This window comes from Bacillus pretiosus (assembly GCF_051294775.1).
Taxonomy (GTDB): domain Bacteria; phylum Bacillota; class Bacilli; order Bacillales; family Bacillaceae_G; genus Bacillus_A; species Bacillus_A wiedmannii.
This window is the reverse complement of sequence record NZ_JBPPHF010000605.1, coordinates 1-281: the sequence shown is the minus strand read 5'-3', so window position 1 is coordinate 281 and position 281 is coordinate 1. Positions and strand designations below refer to the sequence as shown.

Genomic DNA, 281 nt, shown 5'->3' with positions numbered 1-281 from the left:
ATGGAATACCCTTTGGACATGATTGCACACAGTTTTGAGAGATACCACAGTTTGCAAGTCCTCCAACTCCCATAATTGCACGTAAGCGATCTGCTTTATCCATTTCACACGTCCGATGTGAGTTGAATAAACGAGCTTGTGATAACGGTGCTGGTCCAATAAAGTCAGATTTACTAGTTACGTTTGGACATGATTCTAAGCAAACACCACATGTCATACATTTTGAAAGCTCATAAGCCCATTGACGTTTCTTCTCAGGCATTCTTGGTCCTGGTCCTAAG

Annotated in this window: 1 protein-coding gene; it reads right to left on the bottom strand. The window is 42.0% G+C overall.

Annotated features, from left to right (window positions below; translation table 11 throughout):
* Positions 1–281, bottom strand: a 281-nt coding sequence (locus ACSG5Z_RS32350) for a 4Fe-4S dicluster domain-containing protein (RefSeq protein WP_435712987.1), incomplete at both ends; no start/stop codon positions are given.